Origin of the sequence: Lipingzhangella rawalii (genome assembly GCF_031628175.1) — a bacterium.
GTDB classification, from domain to species: Bacteria; Actinomycetota; Actinomycetes; order Streptosporangiales; family Streptosporangiaceae; genus Lipingzhangella_A; species Lipingzhangella_A rawalii.
In genome coordinates this window covers 473,673-493,059 of the sequence record NZ_JAVLVT010000003.1, presented here as the reverse complement: position 1 = coordinate 493,059, position 19,387 = coordinate 473,673, and the positions used below count along the sequence as shown (strand labels likewise).

Here is a 19,387-nt window from a genome sequence, read left to right as displayed (position 1 = left end):
CGGCGAAACCGAACGACGGGCAGGCCCCGACACCCGCCGCGGACAACCACCCCGCCGCCATGTTCGGGTTTAGCCACCCCACATCGGGGTTATCGCTCGATATATGCCCTGGCCATTGGAGGCATGCCATGAGCGAGCAACCAATCCACACTGTGATGCACCGAATTCTCGGCCATCAGCGGGAGGGGGGAACCTGGGCCCCGACCGCACACCACCGGGGACGCGCAAGCTCGTGGATGGCCGTGGGACTGGCCTGCGCCGGATTCGTCGCGATCGGGGTATCCATGGTCGCTTGGCCTTCCGGAATGCTCCTCGCGGCCGGACTGGTCCTGATTGTGGCCGGTGGCGTCGTCGGCGCACTGTCCGACATCTTCACCGACGTCGTCCTGGACACGCCGCGGGCAGAGTCCGAAGAGCCGCATTCGACCCCGCTGCACCGGATCAAGGCGACCCCGGGTGAGGTGGAACGGCAGCGCTGAGCGGCGCGTCCACGCTCCCCGTCGCACCGGACGGCGGGACCGGGACTCGGGGACCGTCGAGCGCGTTGGGGACTTCGCCCCAACGCGCTCGACGGCTGGGCTGGTCGTCGCGGACCGGACGGATCGCGGCTACTCCAGGAGCCGGATCACTCCGTAGTTGAAGCCCTTACGGCGATACACCACGCTCGGGGTGTCCCGCTCCTCGTCCCGGAACAGATAGAAGTCGTGCCCGACCAGCTCCATCTCGAATAGTGCCTGGTCGATCGTCATGGGTTTCGCGCGGTGCAGCTTCTCCCGCACAACGACCGGGCCATCCCCCTGGGTCTCCAACTCGACGATGTCCTCGTGGACCCGGTCGTCGGACTCCTCGGCGCCCTCGTTGGTGGCACGGTCCGCACCGGCCGCGGTGCCGCGCCCTGCACCGTTACCGGACGTTGCCGGTTGCGACACCGATGCCGTGTCCGACTCTGGGGTGCCGCCCCGCTGGATGGGTGGAGCGAGTGTGGCCCCGGCCGACGCCGGCCCCCCGAGTTCCGCGGTCGCCGCCGCCACCGAGACGGGGGCGCGGTTTCCGCGATGGATTTTGCGTCGGTCCGCAGCTTTGCGTAGGCGTGCCTCGATCCGGTCCAGCGCCAGGTCGAACGCGCCGTACCGATCGTCCGCCGCAGCCTCACCCCGGATCGTGGGACCGCTCGAGTGGATGGTCAACTCGACACGCTCCCGCTGGCTGGCCAGCTTGGGGTTGCGCTCCTTGGACACCTCCACATCCACGCTCATGCCCTTCTGCTCCCACTTGGAGAGCTTGCCCAACTTCGTCTCGACGTGCTTCCGGAACTTGTCGCTGACTCCGGTACGCCGGCCCTTGACGATGATGTCCACAAGTCCCCCTTCATAGCGTGGCCATCGCGCGTCGACAGCCCAGGCTCCTGTTGTGGCCCCACGCCACTCGTGGGGCGCGGGTGGTAGCAGGGCTCCTCTCTGACGGTTGGATCCGGTGGGTCGTGCAGGCAGAGGTGCGTGTTCGCCTGGCTAGGCACATACCCAGCCGGCGCCGAGACATCACGTGCGCAACCACCAGCGACGACCAGGAGATGCACCCGTCCGGCCGACCTGGTCTTCGTCCCCACATCCGCCTGCTGAGGGGTTCGCGGACTTGACTGACCACTACTGCCCTTCTCCCAGAACAGTCGGACATCTGGTCCAACGACCGGGGCAGGACTTACCTCTAAGCCGCACCGTGATCGGTCGACGAGAAGTCGCCTTACGTGGGCCGTTTCGCCTGCGGCTGGCATCGGCTTGCCAGGCGATGCCTCCGTCTGCGGAGCGCATCGCCCGACGCAACCACGGACCCGGACGGGTGCCATGTCTCGAACGGTAGCCCGTGATCACTGTGTTGTCAGGAGGATGTGCCGAGATCCATGCCGATGTTCCCGGTCTGAAAAGGACGGAGACCGCCGACGCCCGACAGACCGGGGGCGGGCAAAGTTTCCTTTGCCCGCCCCCGAATGATGCACATACCCCGCTACCGCGCGGCGACCAGCAGGCCGGCGTGCACGGTCACGCCGGCCCCACGCAGCTTCCGAGCCGCCTCGGCCAGGGTCGCGCCGGTGGTCACGACGTCATCGACCAGAATCACCTCTCCGCTGCCGCCGGCTGTGGGTGGCACCCGGCGTAGGGTCATCGCACCCGCACGGTTCGCCCGCCTACTCCGCGCGTCGAGTCCTCGCTGGCTCCGTACTCGCCGGCGGTGCCGCAGCACCGGTGCGACCTGCGGTTCCCACCCGTACTCCCGAGCCGCCACGGCCGTGGCGCGGGCCAGCTCGAGGACGGGGTCATAGCCCAGACGCCGGTAGGTGGCGCCACGTGCGGGAATCGGAACCAGGGTTGGCGTCCGCGATCCGGGCACACTGACGAGCCGAACCTGCGCGACCAGCACCACGGCCAATGCGGCCCCGAGAACCGGCACCACCGCCCGGTAGCCGCGCCGCTTATAGGCCAGTACGATCTGGCGAACCCGGCCAGCGTAGGGACCGGATGCCCACAGGGGCGGACATCCCGTTCTGGGCGCGCACCGGCGCGGCGACTGGTGCAGCACGTCCCGACAGGACGCGCATACGGGACGGACCCGGGTGCCACACCCGGCACACCCCAGGCCCAGCACCAACGCCAGCAGATGGTCCAACGCCACGGCCAGGGGCTGTGCAGCCATGGACCCAGGGTGCACCGCACGGACCGAGCGCCGCATCCCCGCGCGACCGGACTGTGGAGCGCACGCGGGGCACCGAACAGCTGCGGTTCAGGGCGCGGCCCCAGCGGCTGGGGCCGCGCCCACCAGATCCGAAGGGCAGCGTGTCGGGAGGATCGTGCCGCCAGGTATGGGCGGGTGCGGTTCGGGCGCTTGCCTGCCGGACGCCTCGACGGTGATTCCGATACATGCCGCGTTCGTCCGGAGCGCGGGTATTCATGACGTTGCCGAGTCCCCGCACTCCTGGCCCCAATCCGCCCAGAAGCCACCGCAGCACCCGCTCCGCATCCGCGTTGATCGTGGCGTGCCGCAGCCCCGCCAGATGCGGATGGGCGTTCGCGGAACAGGCCACAGGCAAACCCCGCACCCTCCGATACCCAGGACAAGAGTACTGGTAGCGGTAGCAGCCCGGCCGCCGACACCGTGTCGGCCGGCGGTGGCGTCGGGCGCTGGACGCCCACCCCCGCACGACGACCAACGGGACTGCGGGGGCGCACCGTAGCCGCCCCCCGGGGGGCCGAACAGGACCCGTACAATCCCCGACACCGATCTCGGGGCTGACCTAGCCCGGATATGTCGGGGCGCTGCCCTCCCCCGCGGGAAGCCAGGTCAACCGGTCGTCGGTGAGCCAGATCTCGTTGTCGTCCGCACCGGCGAGCAGCGGGCGGTTCGGCATGGCGGTGATCGTCTCCATCTCCACTCCGGGGGCCGCCCCCGCACTGGTGGCCTGCCCGCCGCCACCGGAGGGGCTGAGATAGGCCTGCGGAGTGCTGTCCTCGTGCTGGCCCAGCAGGGCCAGCTGGTCCGGCCCACGCCAGGAGACATCGGTAACCTCCTCGAACTCCGTGGCCACCGGGACCAACTCCCCGAATTCCAGGCCGTCGGCACGTTCCACGAGGCGACCGACCGCGAGTTGGGATCCCTCCTCGGTCCCCAACACGACCGCGGCTCGAACCCCGTCCCGGGCCACGCGCAGCTGCTCCACCGTGGCGGTTCCGATCCGTCCGTCCAGCTCCGGGACGTCGACCTCGATCGGATCGGTTCCGTCGTTCAGCAGCCACAGCTCACTGCCGGGAACTCCGCCCACGTCCGGCTCGGTCTCGTCCGGCTCGTCCACAGATTGCTCCTGCCGCGCCGCCACCCACAGATCACCAGCCCCGTCCCAGGACAGGGCCCGGAAGTCCGAACCGGCAAGGACCGTCCCGTACTCACCGTCACTGACCATCGGGGCCACACGGACCTCCTGGGCCTCGGGGTCGATACCGGCAACCCGGTCTTCGGTGATGGACACGGCGTGCCGGTCGATCCCGGTGCCGGATCCGGCCGCTCCCGGGACGGGATGTTCTGCCTGGTCCTCGTCCATGGCGAGGAGGGCGCCGTCCCGGGTGACATAGACGTGGCCTGGGGCGTCCTCCCCCGGCCCACCCGAGGGGTCCACGGAGTCCCAGAGTCCGCTGGTCACATCCACGGTGACGCCGTCCGCTCCCGGAATCTGCATATCCTCACCTGCGATACGCAGGCGCAGCTCCTGAACCTCGGGAACCTGACGGAAAGTCCAGGCGAGCTGGGCCGCCATCCCGAAACGTTCGTCCTCGCTCGTCATCGCGGCCGCGGGGCTGAGATCCACGGTGAGCGTACCTGCCTGGTAGGCCGTGTCCGCGGTCGTGTCCTCGGGAAATGCCGTGTACACAGCCGGCTCGAGCCAGCTGGTCGGCCCCTGCACCAGCCGCCGGGCCAGCTGGTCGGCCAGATTGCTGGTGACATGTCCGGGCAGCAGCACGGTGTCCGGAACCACCATGCTCTCCTCGGGGTTGAGGAAGTAGAGATTCAGGGAACGGTACACCCGGTCGACCGCCTGACCGGACAGAATGAGGTTCTCCGGCAGTTCGTCGATACGCCACTCCCCGTCGACCTGACGCAGCCGGAACGTCACCTCGAGGAGGTCATCGTCACCCGCGGGAACGAAACGTCCGTCGGCGTTGATCGTGGCGGTGCGGGTCGCCTCCATGCGGACCTGCGCGCTCGCCGCTGCCTCGTCGTCCCCCGCCGGGTCACTGGCCCCGTCCACGAGCTCGATGTCCACTGTGCCGCGTTCGTCGTAGACCAGCGCCGTACCGTCCGGGTCCCATTCGGCCTCACGTTCGGGGGTGAGATAGGCCCGGGCGGCCCCGTGGTCATCCTCAAAGCTACCCATCGAGGACAGGAAGTCACGCACGAGGTCGGTCTCGCCCGCGCCGGGACGCGGCGGAACGGGGATGAGTCGAACGTAGGGGTCGCCCTGCGCTCCGCCGTCGTCCTGCCCCTCCCCCGGGTACACGGGACTGTCAGTGGGAATGGAGGCGCAGCCTCCGAGAAGGACGACCGCCACCAGCGCACTCACTCCACGGCTCCACGGACTCCTGCCCTGGCCACGGCTCACGCCTCGGTCACCTCCCCTCCGGTCGGGGTGTCCTCACCATCGCGCGCCACGGGCCGGGGACGCCCGGCACCGGTCTCCGGAGGCGCCAGGGGCAGGGGGGAACCGCGGAGTTCCGTTCCCGAGCGACGTGGCAGCGTCAGTCGGAACTGCGATCCCTTCCCCGGGGATCCCCAGGCCTGCAACCAGCCACCGTGCAGCAGTGCGTCCTCCCGCGCGATCGACAGCCCCAAGCCGGTTCCTCCCGTCGTGCGGGTCCGAGCCGGGTCGGCTCGCCAGAACCGGTCGAAGCACTGGTGCTCCTCCCCCGCGCGGAGCCCCACCCCGAAGTCGCGTACGGCCACGGCCACGCTGTCGCTGTCGCCGGCCGCCGTCACGATGACATCCTTGCCCTCACTGTGCTCGATCGCATTCACGATCAGGTTGCGCAGAATCCTCCCGATCCGCCGCATGTCGAACTCGGCGGTGCAGGGTTCGGTGGGTAGGCGGAGCACCACCTTGATCCCTCGCCGTTCGGCGATCTGTTCGGCGTCGCCCACGGCCCGCATCACGACATCGCGAATATCCGCGGACTCGATGGACAGCGTCGCCGCTCCGGCATCGTGCCGGCTGATCTCCAGCAGATCCCCGAGGAGTTCCTCGAACCGGTACAGCTGGCTGTGCAGCAACTCCACCGGGCGACGCATGGAGGAGTCCAGCTCCTCCTTCTCCTGGTACAGCAGATCGCCGGCCATCCGGATCGTGCTGAGGGGCGTCCTCAGCTCGTGGGAAACGTCCGAGACGAACTGGCGCTGCACCTTGGACAGTTCCTCCAGCTCCTGGATCTTCTCCTGGAGGTTGCCGGCCATGTCGTTGAACGACACGGCCAAGCGCGCGAGGTCATCCTCGCCTCGCACCTGCATGCGCTCCGAGAGCTCCCCGGAGGAGAGGCGTTCCGCGGACCGTGCGGCACGGCGAACCGGAATGACCACCTGCCGGGTGACCAGCGAGGCGATGGCTGCGAGCAGCAACAGCAGCGCCGCGGCAGAACCGAGCATGGTCCGTTGCACCAAGGCGAGCATCTCCTGCTCATGGTCCAACGGATAGACGTAGTAGAACTCCAGCGCCGTGGACAGCCGAGCCCCCACCACCAGGCCCGGTACGGGCCCCTCGGGGCCGTCCTCGATCTCCGTGTAGCGGTAGTACTGCTGTTCCAGTTCCGGACTGTCGTGGACCTCCTCCCGCAGCTGCTGGGGAACGCTGGCTTCCGATATGCCCCCGCTCACCCGGCCGGACGCGCCACGCCGGGACGGCAGGATCATCACCTCGTACATTCCTCCGCTGCGGGCGGAGAGTTCGTGGGCGATCTGGTCGAGTTGACGGTCCGGCTCGTCGGTGCCCTGCAACTCACTGACCGCATAGTCGAGACCAGCCTGATGGTCGGTGAGTGCGGCGTCACGTTTGGCGTCCAGGAGCCCGCCCAGAACCTCCTGCATCAGAAAGAACCCGATCACCGCGGTCACGGTCGCGGAGATCGCCAGCGTCGAGGTGATGACGCGCAGCTGGAGGGAGCGTCGCCATCGCGTGTGCACGGTGGCGACCAGCCGCCGTGCCACGCGTTGCGCCGCCGTGTGCCCCTGGCGGAGCCGCTCGGTGAACGCCTGCCAGCCCGCCCGGCGCGATTCGTCACCAGAACCGGCCGGTTCGTGGCCGGACCCCGAAACCGGTGTGGACACGGAGGCTGACTCGACCACCCCTCAGGCCGTGCCGGCCTTGTATCCGACACCCCGTACGGTCACGACCACGTCCGGATGTTCCGGATCCCGTTCGATCTTGGCTCGGAGCCGCTGGACGTGCACGTTGACCAGGCGGGTGTCGGCGGCATGCCGGTATCCCCAGACCTGTTCCAGGAGGACCTCTCGGGTGAACACCTGGCGGGGCTTGCGCGCCAGGGCCACCAGCAGGTCGAACTCCAGTGGGGTGAGGCTGATCGGCTCCGATCCCCGGCGGACCGAATGTCCGGCAACGTCGATGGTGATATCCCCGATCTGGAGTACCTCAGGCGCCGGCTCCTCGGTGCGGCGTAGCCGAACCCGGACCCGGGCCACCAGCTCCTTGGGTTTGAACGGCTTGACGATGTAGTCGTCCGCGCCGGACTCGAGTCCGAGCACGACGTCGACCGTGTCGCTCTTGGCGGTGAGCATCACGATCGGCACACCCGACTCCGCGCGGATCTGTCGACACACGTCGATCCCGTCCGCGCCGGGAAGCATCAGGTCCAGGAGCACGAGGTCGGGCTTGGTTTCCCGAAACACCTCCAATGCCTTGTCCCCGTCGTGCACGAACGTCGGCTCGAAACCTTCGCCGCGCAGGACAATCCCCAGCATCTCTGCCAGAGCGAGGTCGTCATCGACGACCAGCACGCGTCCCTTCATTGACCAGTCCGGCGCCACCGGCACACGTGGCGTTCACGCGACCGGATGGGGCGCCTGCTCCTTTCCCGACACGTGGGTGGCACATCTGATGATCCTGCCGAACTCCGCAGCCACCGTCGCGTTGTCTCGACCACAGCCGAGCCTCCCCTCGTGGCCGGGGACTCCGTTACAGCGTTGGTGGAACTGGCGCTGACCACCAGCGGCCCCAGATCGCCAACGCCTCCGGTCCGTATCCGGCTGTCCTTGCCCTGTTCCCCTATCCGCCCGGCTGGCCCCACCAATCCTCTGGACGGACGTTCGTGTTATCCGGGGAACTACCTCCAAGATAACGAAAGCATACAAAGGGCGCGGACGGTAGTTGACCACGAGTAAGAACCGGATAAGCGATCGGGCCGCCGCGTGGCAAATCTCCGTGGCCCCGGATCGTCTCCCGGCACCGCGACCCGATCCTCAGCACGGACGCCCAAGACCGCACCGTCGGCCGGAGAGGACCGCCCGAGACCTACCGGTAGCGTAGGGGACGCGTTGTCGTTCCCACCCTTACGGCCCTGCTGCGGCCGTCGGCTGCTGGAGGCGGCAGGCCCGCGGGCCGCGTCACCCAGGCGTGCCGCGCGGTCCGGCCCATCCGGTCGACGCCGTGGCATCGACGCGGGACGGGGTCAACGGGCCGTCATACACCGGCCACAGTCGAGTTTGGGAGGCAGTAGTGAGTCAGGGGGACAGCCACGGGTGGCGAGCTCCGGGCAGTGGCGAGCACGCAGCCGCGCCTCGCGACCCCGCCACTGGCGGCTCCGACTCCACCGAACAGCCGCCGGATCCGACGGGGGAGGATGAGCCGACGTCGCGTTCCGGCGGGTGGCAGGCCCCCGGAAGCGGGGCGGCCGTCCCACCCTCCCCGGCCAACGCCACCACAGGCGCCACAGCATTCGGCTCCCCCGGCGGATGGGCTCCGCCGCCGGGCGGGCCACCAACGGGCGGCCCCGCCGGGCCGCATGGGTCGTTCGGCCGCTACGGGCCACCGCCGCACCAGCACCCTTCCGGCACCCGGACCGGGATTGTCGCCCTGCGCCCCATGTCGCTGGGCGACATCCTCAACGGGGCGTTCACCTACATCCGGCGCAACCCCAAGGCGACTCTTGGCCTGGCCGTGTTGGTCATGGCCGTGGCGAGTCTGGTTCAGGCCATCGCCTTCACCGCGGTGATGGACGAGTTTTTCGGCGTGATGCGCCAGATCATGGTCGATCCGATGGCCGCCGAGGAACTCGACACGATGCCGACCGCCGGTTTGGGGCTCAGCTACGGGGGAGCACTCCTGGAGATCCTCGGGCGGCTCGTGCTGGTGGGGCTACTGACCGTGGTGGTGGGCAGCGCCGTCCTGGGACGCACCGTGTCGATGGGCCAGGCCTGGGAGGCCGCACGGGGCCGCCTTCCAGCGGTTTTCGGTGTGGTGGGCCTGGTTCTCGTCGCCTCGGTGGTGTGGCTTGCCGCGGTGGCGGCCGCGATCATGGTCGGGGTGGTCGTTGCCACGGCCGTGGATCAGATACTCGGTGTGATTCTCGGTCTGGTCGGGGCCGCGGCCACCGTCGGGCTCGGGGTCTGGCTCTATGTCCGGTTCGCCCTCGCCTTGCCGGCAGTGGTGCTGGAGCGGGCCGGCCCCCTGCGCGCACTCGGCCGTTCCTGGAATCTCACCGCCGGCAGCTGGTGGCGCATCTTCGGGATCCTTCTCCTCGCGGAACTACTGATCTTCCTGGTCACCGAGATTCTCATGACACCGTTCTCCCTGGGCGCCGCCGCGGTCCTCTTCCTCGGAGCCGACACCGCCTGGGCCGCCGTCGTCGCCTCCGCTCTCCTGTTCCTGGGGACGCTGCTTCTCCTCGCGCTGACCACCCCGTTCACGGTGGGGGTCACCGCTCTGCTCTACGTGGACCGTCGGATCCGGCGGGAAGGGCTGGACCTGCGGCTCCAAACCGCCCAGGGTGACAGCACCGAGACACGTATCGAGGAGATCTACGCGGTGCCGAGCACCGCGTCTCCGAGCGGCGGCTGGGGGCGGTGATGCCTATCGGGGCTGGCGCTGTCGCGTTCCTTGCCGACGCCTCAGGTACTGGTCGCCAGGAGGCACGACGACTCGCGCGTGAGGAACTGGCCAGGCCGATCTACGCCGAGCACGAGCCCTCCCTGGTGGAGCGACTGTGGGATCTGGTCCTAACCTGGCTGGCACGCCTCACCGAAGGCGTGGTTGCCACAGTGCCGGGCGGATGGTGGACCCTGGCGCCGCTGCTGGTCCTCCTCGCCGCACTGGTCGTTGCCCTGCTGGTCTATCTCGGACCGTCGCCGCGATCCCGTCGTACTGCGGTCCTTGACCGGACGGAGTCCGCAACGACCGCCGATCAGCATCGACGCAACGCCACCGAGCACGCGGCAGCGGGGCGCGCCGCCGCAGCGGTCCGCGAACGGATCCGCGCGATCAACCGCGATGCCGAGGAGCGGGCGCTCATCCAGATCCGCCCCGGCCGCACCGCCACCGAACTGGCAAACGAACTCGCCGCCGAGCTCCCCGAGCACGCGCCGGCCCTGCACACCGCTGCCCGCGTGTTCAACGAGGTCACCTACGGACACCGCTCCGCCACCATCGAGGACTACACCCAGGTGACCCAGCTGGACGAGGCGCTGCGGGACACGCGGATAGCGTCCGCGGCGGTGCCAGCGTCGACATCGGCTCCCACATCGTCGAACGAGGGACGGTCGTAATGGTCCCGAGTCCCCCCACGCAGTCCCAGCCGCTGACTCCGAGCCTGGCAGCGCGACTGCGGCCTTGGCGTGGCCCGGTGGTGTTCCTACTGGTCCTGGCGGTTCTGGGGGTGGTGGTATCGCTCGGCGCCACCCCGAGGCCGGTCGGTGACCTGAATCCGGACTCACCCGATCCGGACGGGAGCAGAGCCATACTGGAGCTCGCCCGCGACCAGGGAACCGAGGTCGAGACGGTTTCCCGGATGGCCGCGGCCGAGGCGGCACTCACCGAGGCCGACGAGTCCCAACCCGCGGACGGGGAAACAGCCGCAGACACAGACACCCTGGTGGTGCTGGTCAACGGGCACCTGTTGACCACGGAGGAGGCGCAGCGGCTCGCCGAGCTTCCGACGAACCGCCTCATCGTCGAACCCCCCATATCCCTCCTGCATACGACGACCCCGGGCATCGACATCACCGGGGACACCCGTGGCCCCCGCGACGCGGACTGCGAGCTCCCCGCCGCCCAGGCCGCCGGCAGCACCACGATGGAAGGATCGTTGCTGGCAGTGTCGTCGTCGCCGCCGTCGCCGGATGCGGACCCGGCCGCCAACGGTGCCGCGGACGATGGCGCCGATGGACGGGACCACGCCGCGGTCGAAGAGTGCTACCCCGCCGGCGGTGGAGCGATGTTGCTGCACCTTCCCGGTTCCGGCGACAGTGCCGACCCCAGCGCATCCGCCGCAGCGGACACCACCGTGCTCGGCAGCGGCGATCCGCTGCGCAACGCGGAGCTCACCACGGACGGCAATGCCGCACTCGGGCTGAACCTCCTGACCCAGCACGACCGAGTCGTGTGGCTGTACCCGGATCCGGCGACGCCCCCGGACGGCACCGCCTCGGTGTGGGACCTGCTGCCCTCGGGGGTGTACCTGGCGACCGTACAGCTCACCGTCGCACTCGCGGTGCTGGTGCTGTGGCGCTCCCGTCGGCTGGGGCCGCTGGTTGTCGAGCGGCTGCCCGTGGTGGTTCGGGCGGCGGAGACCACGGAGGGGCGTGCCCGACTGTACGAGGCACGTCGGGCACGCGATCAGGCAGCCGCAGCGCTACGCACCGCCACGCTGGACCGGTTGCGCCCCCTCCTCGGGATGGACACCGGCTCCGAGACGGACACCACCGCCGTGGCCGCCACAGTCGCGGAACGGAGTGGCCGGGATCCCCAGACGGTGCATCACCTGCTGTACGGGTCGCTGGCCGACGCGACCGGGGCCCGCGCCGACACTGACACCGCCCTCGTCCGGCTCGCCGACGAACTGGACGCCCTGGAGAGAGAGGTACGCCGTTGACCGCACCATCCACATCGGACGCGCCCACGCCGCAGCAGGCACGCGAGTCCCTGGTCGCCCTGCGTTCGGAGGTCGCCAAAGCGGTAGTGGGCCAGGAGGAGACGGTGACGGGTCTCGTGGTCGCACTGCTGTGCCGCGGACACGTACTCCTGGAAGGGGTCCCGGGAGTCGCCAAGACACTGCTGGTCCGGACCCTGTCCACCGCGCTGTCCCTGGAGTCGACACGGGTGCAGTTCACCCCGGATCTCATGCCCGGTGACGTGACCGGATCGCAGATCTATGACTCCCGAACCGCGCGTTTCGAGTTCCACGAGGGTCCGGTCTTCACCAACCTGCTGCTCGCCGACGAGATCAACCGCACGCCGCCCAAGACCCAGGCCTCTCTGCTCGAAGCGATGGAGGAACGCCAGGTCTCCGTCGAGGGCAAGCCCCTGGCGCTTCCCGACCCGTTCCTCGTCGCGGCGACCCAGAATCCGGTGGAGTACGAGGGCACCTATCCGCTTCCCGAGGCGCAACTCGACCGCTTCCTCCTGAAACTCGACGTGCACCTGCCCCAGCGGGAGCAGGAGATCGACATCCTGAGCCGCCACGCCACGGGATTCGACCCGGGAAACCTGGTTACGGCGGAGATCCAGGCCGTCGCCGGCGCTGCGGAGCTACGCACCGCACGGGAGGACGTCGCGCAGGTGAGCGTGGCGAACGAGGTCCTGGGCTACATCGTCGATATCTGCCGGGCAACCCGCTCCTCGGCCTCCCTCCAGTTGGGTGCCTCTCCGCGGGGAGCTACCGCGCTTCTGGCGACCAGCCGCGCCTGGGCGTGGCTGTCCGGTCGGGACTACGTCACACCCGACGACGTCAAGGCGTTGGCGCCCGCCACGCTCGGCCATCGGGTTGCCCTCCGCCCCGAGGCGGAGTTGGAGGGGGCGAGCGCCACCGGCCTGTTGGAGGGCATTCTGCGGTCCGTTCCGGTTCCCCGGTAGGGACGCGAGTCAGGAACGGCGCACGAGGGGGAACGCATGATTCTCACGGGACGGGCCACGCTACTGGCGCTCGGATGCGTCCCGCTGGCCTGGGCGGCCGCCGGCTGGGGATGGGGTGTGGTCCTGGTCCTGACCGCGGCGCTGGTGGCGGTGGTGATCGTGGACCTCGGCCTGGCCGCCAGCCCACGCAGCCTGGGTTTCGCCCGCAGTGGCGAGACCTCGGTGCGTCTGGGGGACAGCGTCACCACCGAGGTGCAGGTCACCAATCCCGGGGCCCGCACCCTGCGCGCGCGGGTGCGGGACGCGTGGCCTCCCAGCTCCAACCCGCAGCCTCGTGCGCATCGGCTGCACATCCCGCCGGGGGACCGCCGCCGGATGGCTACGGAGCTGACCCCGAACCGGCGCGGGGACCACCACCCGCACGGCGTCACGGTGCGCAGCTACGGACCGTTGGGGCTGGCCGCCCGCCAGTGCACCCACCAGGTTCCCGGCAGCCTGCGGGCCCTGCCCCCGTTCCACAGCCGTCGCCACCTTCCGGGCAAGTTGGCACGCCTGCGGGAGCTGGATGGGCAGCAGCGTGCACTGATCCGGGGGCAGGGCAGCGAATTCGACTCCCTGCGGGAGTATGTTCCCGGCGATGATGTGCGGTCCATCGACTGGCGGGCGACCGCGCGGAGCTCGTCCATCGTGGTTCGTACCTGGCGGCCGGAGCGCAACCGGCGCATCCTGCTGGTTCTGGACACCAGCCGCACCTCCGCGGGGCGGGTCGGCGACACCCCCCGCCTCGATCACTCGATGGATGCCGCGCTGTTGCTGGCTGCGCTCGCCTCCCGCGCGGGTGATCACACCGGGCTGCTGGCCTATGATCGACACCCGCGGGCCCGAGTGTCCTCCCGGGGCCGGTCCATGTCGATGTCCACGCTCGTCCAGGCCATGGCCCCGTTGGAGCCGGCCCTGGTGGAGTCGGACGCTCAGGGGCTGGTCTCCACGATTCTGGGGGGCCGGGACCAGGGACGGCAGCTGGTGGTGCTGTTGACGGACCTCAACGCGGCCGCCATGGAGGAGGGGCTGCTGCCGCTGCTCCCGGCGTTGACCTCCCGTCACCTGGTGCTGGTGGCCTCGGTGGCCGACCCCGCCGTGGCCGAGATGGCGACGGGCCGTGGAGACGCCCGCGCCGTGTACTCCGCCGCGGCGGCCGAACGCACCCGGGTGCAGCGCCGCCGGGTCACCGCGGAGCTCCGGCGACACGGTGTCGAGGTGGTGGATGCTGATCCCGAGCACCTAGCTCCGGCCCTGGCAGATGCCTATATCGCGCTGAAGGCCGCCGGACGTCTCTAGATCGGAGCTGGGGCGACGACAACGCTGCTCTCCGGGGGCGCCCCGCGCACGGTTCCTGCCGCGCACCACCCCATCAGCCGTTCCCAGCCCCACGCGCCATTGCGTACCCGTAGCAGCGTGGGGGGCGCCCCAGACGCTGTACCCACGCGAATGTCACCCGCCCAGCCTCATCGGCCCGGATGGTTTCCGGGGACGACTCAGGCCGCGACCGGGGCGGTGTCCGGTCGTTCGACCAGATCCCCGTGCTCTCCCGCGCGGGCGGCCCGGCGGCCGAGGGTGAACACGTAACCGAGGAACAGGACTTCGGCCAGGACACCGATCCCCACCCGCAGCCAGGTCACGTGCACCCAGCCGGTAACGAAACCCTCGATCAGTCCGGCGACGGCCAGCACCACAACCAGCCCCAGTGCCACGGCCATGGCGGCCCGGGCCTCCTCGGCCAACGCCTGGGCGCGGGGACGCCCGCCCGGGTCAATCACGGTCCAGCCGAGCTTGATCCCGACACCGGCAGCGATGAAAACCGCAGTGAGCTCCAGGAGTCCGTGCGGCAGGATCAGGCCGAAGAACACGTCCCCCTTGCCGTGGGCGAACATCAACCCGCCCTGAAGACCCACGTTGGCGCCGTTGACAGCCAGGACCATCACTGTGGGCAAGCACAGGAAAACCCCCAGGATCAGCGCAAGCGCGGCCGCGCGCACATTGTTGGCCCACACCTGGGACGCGAAGGACGCCGCGGGGTTCTCCACGTAGTAGTTCGCGAAATCGTGTTCGACGAGCTGGCGAATTTCCTCGGGAGTGCCGAGTGCGGCCTGAACGTCGGGATTCTGGGCGACCCACACACCCAGGCCGGTGCTGAACAGGACCGTGCCCACGGCGGCGGCCAGCCACCACCAACGGGTGCGGTACACCGTGGCGGGAAACGTTCGGGTGAAGAACCGGGTGACTTCCCGCCACGCCGGCGTCTGGGCCCCGGCAACCCCCGCCCTGGCCCGCGCCACCAGCCCCGAAAGCCACCCGACCAGGGCGGGGTCGGGGTGGTCCGACCGCAGCACGGAGAGGTGGGTGGCGGTGCGCTGGTACAGGTCCACGAGCTCGTCAACCTCGGCGCCAGTCAGTCGCCGGCGCCGCCGCACGAGCTGTTCGAGCCGTTTCCAGTCGTCCCGGTGCGTCGCCACAAAAACGTCGAGATCCACGTCCGCGACCCTACTGGGCCGCGGTGCGGGCTCACCACCGGCCCGCGTCCGCGGTTGGATGCGTCAGACTGGAGGGGACGCAGCAGAGCGAGGAGGTTACCGTGGTGCATCCGACCGGGGAGGGCCAGCAGTCCGTCGTCACCGGCGAGGCGGTGGTGCTCGACATGACCCCGGCGGGCGTGGCCACGCGCATCGTTGCACTCGCCCTGGACGCACTGGTCCAACTCCTCCTGCTGCTCCTGCTCGCCGTGGCCACGAGCCTGGTCGGCACGGGGCTCGACCCGGCCGCCACCGCCGCGGTGGCGATCACGGGGTCGGTCCTGATCCTGGTGGGCTATCCCACCACGTTCGAAACCCTCACTCGCGGCCGTTCCCTGGGCAAGCTAGCCCTGGGCCTGCGGGTGGTCGGAACCGACGGTTCCCCCGAACGCTTTCGACAGGCGCTGGCGCGTGGGCTGTGCGGCTTCGTGGAGATCTGGATGCTGTCTGCCGTGCCGGCGCTGGTTGTCTCCCTCATCAACCCGGCGGGACGTCGGGTGGGTGACTTCCTGGCCGGAACCATCGTGGTGCAGGAGCGCACGGCCCAGGCTCCCCGGGACCCCGTGCGGATGCCCCCGCAGCTGGCCGAATGGGCGCAGGCCGCCGAGCTGTCACGGGTGGACGGCCAGACCCTGGCCCTGGCACGGCAGTACGTGCAACGCTACGAGGAGCTGGACACCCAGACGCGCCACGAGATGGGTATGCACGTCGCGACCGCCGTGGCCCGCCATGTCACTCCGCCTCCCCCCGCCAACACCTCGCCCGTGGAGTTCCTGGCCGCGGTGTTGGCGGAACGGCGCCGTCGCGACGAGCAGCGCCTCACCGAACGGCCACGCATCGGCGACGGAAACGGAGTCTCCTCCGGCGGGGCCTGGCCGGTGGCCGGCACCGCGGGGCCGGGGCAGTCGCCACACGCATAGGTACACCAGCTGGCTGTCGGCCTCGTTAACCTCGGAGTCCCCGCGACCGCCCGGGAGGTGCTGCTTGTGCTGTCAGCGGTCGGTTGGGCCTCGCCCGGCGGCGCTGCCCGCGCGCATGGTCCGGGAGTCGGCTCCCAGGCTCGGCGGGCTGGTGAGAAAACCAACCCCCCAGGCCAGATGCATGGTGCCCAGCGCCACCGGAATCGCCAGGCGGGCCTGCCAGGGCAGTTGGCCACCCAGCGGTACGGCGGCGACCCCGATCGCGGCCAGGTAGCCCAGCGGGATGAGCCAGGCCGGCCAGAAGATGAAGCCCACCACGGTCCCCACCGCGATCGCCAGGACCGCCATCGGGGGCGCGAGATAGCGCAGGTTGATGGTTCCGGCGTGCTGACGGGCAACCACCCGGCGCCAGCGTCCATAGTGGAAGTACTGACGGGCCAGAGCCGAGACTGTCGACCGGGGCCGGTAGGAGACCCGCATTCGGGGCTCGAACCAAACCGTGCCACCGCTGGTGCGAATCCGGTGGTTCATCTCCCAGTCCTGTGCGCGGAGGAAGGCCTCGTCATAGCCGTCGACGCGCTCCAGTGCGGACCGGCGGAACACCCCCAGATACACGGTGTCCGCGGGGCCGGACGCGCCCCCGGTGTGGAACCTGGCGTTTCCGACGCCGATCCGAGAGGTCATCGCCGCGGCCACCGCCTGCTCAAACGGGCTCTCGCCCTCGGCCGCCATGATCCCGCCCACGTTGTCCGCCTGGTGCTCGTTGAGTGCCTGTACCGCCAGCCGCAGGTAGTCCACGGGCAGCAGCGCATGCCCGTCGACGCGCGCGACAACGGGGTGCTGGGAGGCGGCGATCGCGGCGTTCAGACCCGCCGGGGTTCTCCCGGTGGGATTGTCCACCACCACGACCCGCGAATCCGCGGCGGCCAGACGGTCGGCCACGGCACGGGTCTGGTCCGTGGACGGCCCGACGGCGATGACGACCTCGATCTCCCCGGGGTAGTCCTGGCCCAGAGCATGGCGAACGGCGGTGGCGAGGTGCCGTTCCTCGTTCAGCACCGACATGATCACCGAGACGGCCGGCCAGTCCTCGTTCATTGACGATCGTTCCTCATCACGAATGTGCGGAGACGCTCACACGCTTTCCCCGGGTCAGGCCGGGGAAGCCGGGGCCTGCCGCGGGGCTCGCGCGCACGGCGGCCGTGGAGATGCGCATACTCGACGGCTGGTCGCCAGCGGGGACCGGGTGTAGCCCAGGGCTCCCGATCCACCCGGCGGTGGCCAACGCAGACACGGTACCAGGCCCTGCCGTCGCCGAAACCGCTCCCAACCAGCCGTGCCAGTTGCCGCACCGACGACCGGGCCGGCGCGGATCCCGACATCCCGGTGTGCCGGACGCCGTACCGGGGCACGGGCAACGCCAGTCGCCCGGAGTGGGAGGCACAGCTCCGGGGTAAGAGAGAAACCAGACCCACCCCGACCCCGGAGCGCCGCCACTGTCGGCGGATACGCCCACGAAACACGCCGGGTCGGTGCCTTCGCCCGCACAACGGGAGCTGTTTGGCACCCTGAGAGGGATCGGGCACATGACGCACTGGGGGATCGTCCATGACATGCGCGCCGTCCACATCCGGACGTCCGGCTGGAGGGAGGCGCGATGCCGCATGATTCCGGGTCCGGCGAGTTCCGCCGGATACGTTCCACTCCGCAACGGCCCCAGACTCCGCCGTCGAAACGCCCCGCCCGGGCCCGGAGTCCGGTGGGGATTCCCCCGGCACGGGTTCGCCGCAAGCGGGTCTCCCTCCTGCTCGCAGCCGGACTGTCCGCGCTGGTGCTGCTGACCTCCGGTAGTGCCTGGGCCATCACCGGGCTGGTGTCGGGCCAGCTGAACCGGGACGATGTGTTCGGGGGGCTGGCCCCGGAGGAACGCCCGGATGCCGGACCGCGGGGCGCGATGACCGTTCTCATCCTGGGGTCCGACTCGCGGGAAGGTCTGGACTCCACGGAGCGCAGTGAACTCGGCGTGGGCAACGAGGAAGGTGCCCGGGCCGACACGATCATGCTCGCGCACCTCAACAGTGACCGGGACCACGTCTCGGTGGTCGGAATCCCGCGGGACTCGTGGGTGGACATTCCCGGGCACGGCCCGAACAAGATCAACGCCGCGTACTTCCTCGGCGGGCCGTCCCTGGCCGTGCAGACCGTGGAGAGTGTGACCGGCGTGCACATCGACCACTACGTCGAGGTGAACTTCGCCGGTTTCGTCAATGTTGTCGACGCCGTGGACGGCATCGAGGTGTGCCTGCCCGAGGCGCTTCAGGATGACCGCGCCAACCTGGACATGGCAGCCGGCACCCACCATGTCACCGGAACCGAGGCCCTCGCCTTCGCCCGCACCCGCGCCACCACGGACGGGGACCTGGACCGTATCGACCGCCAGCAGCAGGTCATGGCTGCCCTGCTGGACCGGGCGATCAGCACGGACGTCCTGACCGAGCCCACACGACTCACCGGATTCCTCGACACCAGCCTGGACTCGCTGACCGTGGACGAGAACCTGGACACGGGCACCATCCGGGAGCTGTCCAGCCAGCTGGGCACGTTCGACCTGGAGGACGTCACCTTCACCCAGGTTCCGCTGAGCGACCTCAATTTCCAGACCCCGAACGGTGACGTCGCCGTGCGCTGGAACGACCGGGCCGCGGCCGAGCTGTTCGGCCAGTTGCGCTCCGATGAGCCCCTGTCCGGGACTGGCGACAGCGGATCCGGCACCGACGACACGGACGAGGAACTGGCCCCGAGTGACGTGACGCTGGAGGTGTACAACGGTATCGGCACGCCGGGACTCGGCGCCCAGGCCCGCGCGGAGCTGAACCAGGCCGGGTTCTCGCTGCCCGACGACGCGGCGAACTGGTCCACGACCAGTGTCGAGGAGACCATGATCCGGGCCGCTCCCCAACGAACGGAAGCGGCGGAACTCGTCCAAGATGCCGTCCCCGGCTCGACCACGGTGACCGACGAGAGTCTCGACGACCGGATCCAGGTCGTCCTGGGCCTGAACTACACCGGGGTCAGTGCGCAGGCCCGCGCGGACGCCGAACCCGAGCGCCAGCCCGAACAGCAGCAGCGCGGCCGCGACGAGGTGAATGTCAACTCCGCCGAGGAGAACGTGTGCGACTGACCGCCGGGCACCCGTGCGCCCCGGCAGCGCACCCCACCGGGTTGGACGCCGTACCGTGACCACCCCACACTGGAGTTGGGGCAACGACCGACCTGACGGCCCGGGG

The 19,387-nt window shown here is 69.9% G+C and carries 15 protein-coding genes; 8 read left to right on the top strand and 7 right to left on the bottom strand.

Annotated elements, in window-relative coordinates:
* The first annotated feature begins 128 nt into the window (after positions 1-128).
* On the top strand, positions 129-479 hold the full coding sequence (locus tag RIF23_RS08935; RefSeq protein ID WP_310911933.1) for a hypothetical protein: 351 nt from the start codon (positions 129-131) through the stop codon (positions 477-479).
* A gap of 129 nt (positions 480-608) precedes the next feature.
* Here RIF23_RS08935 and hpf read toward each other — a convergent pair whose 3' ends face one another.
* The 5 genes from hpf to mtrA all read right to left on the bottom strand — a co-directional run bounded on the left by hpf (position 609) and on the right by mtrA (position 7,554).
* Entirely contained in the window at positions 609-1,358 is a 750-nt protein-coding gene (gene hpf, locus RIF23_RS08930) for a ribosome hibernation-promoting factor, HPF/YfiA family (protein ID WP_310911932.1), read from the bottom strand.
* Positions 1,359-2,001: 643 nt separating this feature from the next.
* Positions 2,002-2,688, bottom strand: a complete 687-nt coding sequence (locus RIF23_RS08925; protein WP_310911931.1) for a ComF family protein — start codon at positions 2,686-2,688, stop codon at positions 2,002-2,004.
* A 598-nt stretch (positions 2,689-3,286) separates the two neighbouring features.
* Complete coding sequence (locus RIF23_RS08920; protein WP_310911930.1) at positions 3,287-5,104, bottom strand: LpqB family beta-propeller domain-containing protein; 1,818 nt, start codon at positions 5,102-5,104, stop codon at positions 3,287-3,289.
* A gap of 35 nt (positions 5,105-5,139) precedes the next feature.
* On the bottom strand, positions 5,140-6,855 hold the full coding sequence (gene mtrB / locus RIF23_RS08915) for an MtrAB system histidine kinase MtrB (protein WP_310911929.1): 1,716 nt from the start codon (positions 6,853-6,855) through the stop codon (positions 5,140-5,142).
* Positions 6,856-6,876: 21 nt separating this feature from the next.
* Positions 6,877-7,554 (bottom strand): MtrAB system response regulator MtrA, encoded by a 678-nt coding sequence (gene mtrA, locus RIF23_RS08910; protein ID WP_310911928.1) that lies wholly within the window; start codon positions 7,552-7,554, stop codon positions 6,877-6,879.
* Between the two features lie 1,072 nt (positions 7,555-8,626).
* On the opposite strand from mtrA, the gene RIF23_RS08905 reads away from it, so the two are divergent.
* From RIF23_RS08905 to RIF23_RS08885, 5 genes are read left to right on the top strand one after another with little or no spacing between them, the layout of a single operon-like run.
* A complete protein-coding gene (locus RIF23_RS08905; RefSeq protein WP_310911927.1) occupies positions 8,627-9,610 on the top strand; it encodes a glycerophosphoryl diester phosphodiesterase membrane domain-containing protein in 984 nt (327 codons plus the stop codon).
* The gene (locus tag RIF23_RS08900; protein ID WP_310911926.1) at positions 9,610-10,305 is read left to right on the top strand and encodes a DUF4129 domain-containing protein; all 696 of its coding nucleotides are present in this window, start codon (positions 9,610-9,612) and stop codon (positions 10,303-10,305) included. Before RIF23_RS08905 ends, RIF23_RS08900 begins: the two co-directional genes overlap by 1 nt.
* Positions 10,305-11,630 (top strand): DUF4350 domain-containing protein, encoded by a 1,326-nt coding sequence (locus tag RIF23_RS08895; protein ID WP_310911925.1) that lies wholly within the window; start codon positions 10,305-10,307, stop codon positions 11,628-11,630. Before RIF23_RS08900 ends, RIF23_RS08895 begins: the two co-directional genes overlap by 1 nt.
* Positions 11,627-12,610: an AAA family ATPase gene (locus tag RIF23_RS08890; RefSeq protein WP_310911924.1), complete on the top strand. Its 984-nt coding sequence runs from the start codon at positions 11,627-11,629 to the stop codon at positions 12,608-12,610. Before RIF23_RS08895 ends, RIF23_RS08890 begins: the two co-directional genes overlap by 4 nt.
* A 36-nt stretch (positions 12,611-12,646) precedes the next feature.
* Positions 12,647-13,948 (top strand): DUF58 domain-containing protein, encoded by a 1,302-nt coding sequence (locus tag RIF23_RS08885; protein WP_310911923.1) that lies wholly within the window; start codon positions 12,647-12,649, stop codon positions 13,946-13,948.
* A gap of 197 nt (positions 13,949-14,145) precedes the next feature.
* On the opposite strand, the gene RIF23_RS08880 is transcribed toward RIF23_RS08885, so the two are convergent.
* On the bottom strand, positions 14,146-15,141 hold the full coding sequence (locus RIF23_RS08880) for a stage II sporulation protein M (RefSeq protein ID WP_310911922.1): 996 nt from the start codon (positions 15,139-15,141) through the stop codon (positions 14,146-14,148).
* A 101-nt stretch (positions 15,142-15,242) separates the two neighbouring features.
* Here RIF23_RS08880 and RIF23_RS08875 point away from each other — a divergent pair, with 101 nt between their 5' ends.
* On the top strand, positions 15,243-16,100 hold the full coding sequence (locus tag RIF23_RS08875; protein WP_310911921.1) for an RDD family protein: 858 nt from the start codon (positions 15,243-15,245) through the stop codon (positions 16,098-16,100).
* A gap of 72 nt (positions 16,101-16,172) precedes the next feature.
* On the opposite strand, the gene RIF23_RS08870 is transcribed toward RIF23_RS08875, so the two are convergent.
* Positions 16,173-17,198 (bottom strand): glycosyltransferase family 2 protein, encoded by a 1,026-nt coding sequence (locus tag RIF23_RS08870; RefSeq protein WP_310911920.1) that lies wholly within the window; start codon positions 17,196-17,198, stop codon positions 16,173-16,175.
* Positions 17,199-17,757: 559 nt separating this feature from the next.
* Here RIF23_RS08870 and RIF23_RS08865 point away from each other — a divergent pair.
* Positions 17,758-19,281 carry an LCP family protein gene (locus RIF23_RS08865; RefSeq protein WP_310911919.1) on the top strand — a complete coding sequence of 508 codons (1,524 nt, stop codon included), beginning with the start codon at positions 17,758-17,760 and terminating at the stop codon, positions 19,279-19,281.
* Positions 19,282-19,387: the final 106 nt, after the last annotated feature.